A 2118-nucleotide genomic window follows, 5' to 3' on the forward strand; every position below is an offset into this window, starting at 1 on the left:
CCGCCACCCCGTCCCGCCGTACGTCGCCGCCTCCGCATCCCTCGTCGTCTCGGCGCACGTAGCTGCCGTGGCACACGTCGATCGCCCGCGTCCTTATCCGGTCGCAATCACCGTCTTGGTTTCATAAGCGCATGAGAGTCCTGATAGCCGAGGACCATCGCGTTCTGGCCCGCACCATCGCCACCGGTCTGCGTCGCCAGACGATGGCCGTCGACATCGCCTCTACCGGGGCCGAGGCCGAACAGATGTCGCTGCTCACCGACTACGACGTGCTGATCCTCGACCGCGACCTGCCCGTCATGAGCGGCGACGAGGTCTGCCGGCGACTGCGCGAACTGCACGACCCGCCGCGCATCCTGATGCTGACCGCCGCCGGTGAACTCACCGACCGCACCTACGGACTCACCACCCTCGGCGCCGACGACTACCTGGCCAAACCCTTCGACTTCGCCGAACTGGTCGCACGCGTACGGGCGTTGAGTCGCCGCGCTCCGAAACCGCCGACCACCCTGCTCCGGTTCGGCGACCTGACGATGGACGGCACCCGACGTCTGGTGTCGGTGGCAGACCGCCAACTGGAGCTGACGCCGAAGGAGTTCGCCGTTCTGCGGCTGCTCCTGCTGGCCGCAGGTGCGCCGGTGCCCCACGACGAACTGGTGCGTCGCGTCTGGGACGAGAATCTCGACCCTCGCACCAGCGCGGTGCGCACCACCATCAGCCGGCTGCGCGGCAAGCTCGGCCACCCGGTCCTGATTCTCGCCGACCGGGGCGAGGGGTACCGACTGTGCGAATGAGCCCCCGGGCCCTGGTGGACAGGATGCCCTTCCGGGCCCGCCTCGCCGCGGCGTTCTCCGGCCTCTTCCTGCTCGCCGGTATCGCGCTGCTCACCTTCGTGGTGCTCCTGGCGCGCTACGGGACCAAGCAGCAGGCCGCCGGCATCTCCGTCAGAACGGGCGACTCCGAGAAGCTGAACGGCCCGGGCGGATGGGACGGCTCCGGCAGCTCGGGCCGGGGTGACTCAGGCCGGGACGGATCGCACCGGGACGGCGATCTGCCCGGCGAGCCACCAGCCGAGCAGCCCGGCCAGTACGGCCATGACCACGAGTCCCACGCCGGACCAGAGCAGCATCTGGCGGAGCGCGGTGTCCTGGACAGCCTGTACGGACTGTTCGATCTGCTGGATCGCGGCGCCGTCGCGATGGGTGGTCCGTCCGGACGGACCACCCATCGCGACGGCGCCGCGATCCAGCAGATCGAACAGTCCGTACAGGCTGTCCAGGACACCGCGCTCCGCCAGATGCTGCTCTGGTCCGGCGTGGGACTCGTGGTCATGGCCGTACTGGCCGGGCTGCTCGGCTGGTGGCTCGCCGGGCGCGCGCTGCGACCCGTCGCGTCCATGACCGAGGCGGCCCGCCGCATCAGCGAGCAGAACCTCCACCAACGCCTCGCGCTCACCGGTCCGGACGACGAACTCCACCGCCTCGCCGACACCTTCGACGGCATGCTGGACCGGCTTCAGAAGTACGTCGAGAGCCAGCGGCGCTTCGTGGCCAACGCCTCCCACGAACTCAAGACCCCCCTCGCCGTACAGCGCACCAGCCTCCAGGTCGGCCTCGTCGACCCGCTGCCCGACGGGCTCGCGGACGTCCGCGAGGATCTGCTCGACGCCAACCGCGACGCCGTACAACTCGTCGACGCACTCCTGCTGTTGGCCCGCAGCGACCGCGGGCTGGACGAGACCGAACCGGTCGACCTCGCAGCCACCGCCCGCCTCACGACCGCCGCACTCGCCCCGCTCGCCGACGACCGCGCCGTACACCTCGAACTCGACAGCGCCGACCCGCCCCCGACGCTTCGCGGCGACCCCGTTCTCCTGCGCCACCTGCTGACCAACCTGATCCGCAACGCCGTCCAGTACAACCACCCGGGCGGCGACGTACGCGTACACCTCGACGCCCGCACCCTCACGGTGGCCAACACCGGACCGCATGTGCCACCCGACCGGATCCCCGACCTCTTCGAACCCTTCCGCCGCCTCGGCGCCGACCGCACCGCCACCACCGGCCACGGACTCGGCCTCTCCATCGCCGCCTCCATCGCCGAAGCCCACCACGCCAC

General features: G+C 70.5%; 2 protein-coding genes. Both read left to right on the plus strand.

Annotation, left to right across the window (positions count from 1 at the left end; genetic code table 11):
• The first annotated feature begins 131 nt into the window (after positions 1 to 131).
• Positions 132 to 794: a response regulator transcription factor gene (locus JGS22_RS12630; protein ID WP_211043847.1), complete on the plus strand. Its 663-nt coding sequence runs from the start codon at positions 132 to 134 to the stop codon at positions 792 to 794.
• A partial coding sequence (locus tag JGS22_RS12635; RefSeq protein WP_236073133.1) for a sensor histidine kinase occupies positions 791 to 2118 on the plus strand: 1328 nt, incomplete at its 3' end. The genes JGS22_RS12630 and JGS22_RS12635, both read left to right, overlap by 4 nt.

It is taken from the genome of Streptomyces tardus (assembly GCF_018101125.2).
Lineage (GTDB): Bacteria > Actinomycetota > Actinomycetes > Streptomycetales > Streptomycetaceae > Streptomyces > Streptomyces tardus.

Excerpts from the sequence above, each read along its gene's own strand:
- JGS22_RS12630 (WP_211043847.1), top strand. The coding sequence starts at position 132 with ATGAGAGTCCTGATAGCCGAGGACCATCGCGTTCTGGCCCGCACCATC.